The organism is Mesonia aestuariivivens (assembly GCF_019311235.1).
Classification (GTDB): Bacteria; Bacteroidota; Bacteroidia; order Flavobacteriales; family Flavobacteriaceae; genus Mesonia; species Mesonia aestuariivivens.
Genome location: NZ_JAHWDF010000049.1, coordinates 1 through 1,554, shown reverse-complemented (window position 1 = coordinate 1,554; position 1,554 = coordinate 1). Strand labels below are relative to the sequence as shown.

Below are 1,554 nucleotides of genomic sequence, written 5' to 3'. Positions count from 1 at the left end.
TAAGACTAAAACGAACTTTTAAGGCATTAATACAAAAGCAAACAAAAATTAATGCAAATTTTGGCTTTACCCCTAATTTCAATTATTTTTTAAAAAAAATTAGGTAGTTTTGAGACAGACTGCCGTTGTAAAACATTTAAAACCAAATGCATAATAATACTATTCTAAGAATTTTATCATCTACTTTTATTCTTTTTCTATTTATCTCATGTAACGGACAAGAGGAAAGAAAAGAGAATGAAAATAGCCAAAATGAATTAGTCTCCTTATTACAAACCGATTGGGAAAAATACAATCTAAAAGGGAAGATAAAAGAAATCGTGGCTACCATCCAGCGAAATTATGATATGGATACCATGCAGAAAAAACAGATTTCCCAGTTTGAGAGGAACGATATTGCTTTTAATTTTTTACCATTAGGTAAATTTAATTTTAATCATAAAGGTTTTGTTTCCAAAAGACATCATCGTTACAAGGACTCAACAGGTAATCCTGAAATAGATTGGGCTTTAAGAGAAATAAATATTTATAAATATGATTCTTTAGATTATCTAAGAAAAAGAAAAATCACAGGATTGAAGAGTTACCCCTATAATGTTTATAGTCCTAATCGTATTAAGTTAAGTTATATAGCAATAAATTTGTTTTTTAAACCTATTGATACGTTACATCTTTACTATCAATATAATAAAAAAATTGAGAAAGGTAGAGAATATATAAAAGGAGAGATAAAAACATATGGAATTGAAGAAAATAAGTCTGTACCTGACACCATTTATACTGAAATAAAAACTATTAATAGTTATAATGAAGAAGGTTTAATAACCCTGCAGGATGTAAGTTATAGGGAAGCTCTTTCTAAAAATTTTCTTCCCGATCAGATTATGCATCTCAATATGGAAGTCCCTGCTCATTCTGAAATCATCTATCACTATCAATATGATGACCAAAAGCGTATTACTCAAGTGAAACTTCTGGTAAATGGAGATAAAAAATGGCAGGAAGATTATTTTTATGAAGATAAAAGTGATAAGCCTTATAAATTAGATAAATATATAGATAAACAACGTACCTATGGTCAATATTTTACCGAGAATATTACCGAGTATTATAATGAGAAAGGTGACATTATTAAAAGTGTGAATTTTAATCCTAGTGGAGAGGTGATCAGGACCCGTTTTTACGAGTATGAATATGACCCTAATGGTAATTGGATAAAATGTGATATGTATTTAGAAGGATATCCTGAAAAAACAGAACAACCTACGATAGAGGTTAAAAGAAAATACGAATACTATTAAAAACGTTTTACAACAACGTATATTAGCAATTGTGGTTCTGTGTCCTGCGGACACAACCGCTCACGCGTCAAAGTCAGTTCTTTTTACTATCTTTAATCCTAAATTCCCACAACTGACAAATATACAAGACCGTCAGACTGTCTCAAAACCATGCCATCTTTACCGATTATTTTTCAGGATATGATCTTTGGTATGTTTATTTTTAAGGTATGGAATATCAACAAGGACAAGACCGGGAACAGCTCAGCCTTTA

Annotated in this window: 1 protein-coding gene; it reads left to right on the top strand. The window is 30.2% G+C overall.

Translation table 11 applies throughout. The features are described 5' to 3' along the window. The first annotated feature begins 146 nt into the window (after positions 1-146). On the top strand, positions 147-1,301 hold the full coding sequence (locus KW502_RS15200; RefSeq protein ID WP_219041398.1) for a hypothetical protein: 1,155 nt from the start codon (positions 147-149) through the stop codon (positions 1,299-1,301). Positions 1,302-1,554 lie beyond the last annotated feature (253 nt).

Bases quoted from the DNA above. Each gene is read 5' to 3' on its own strand.
- KW502_RS15200 (WP_219041398.1), top strand. From the start codon at position 147: ATGCATAATAATACTATTCTAAGAATTTTATCATCTACTTTTATTCTT.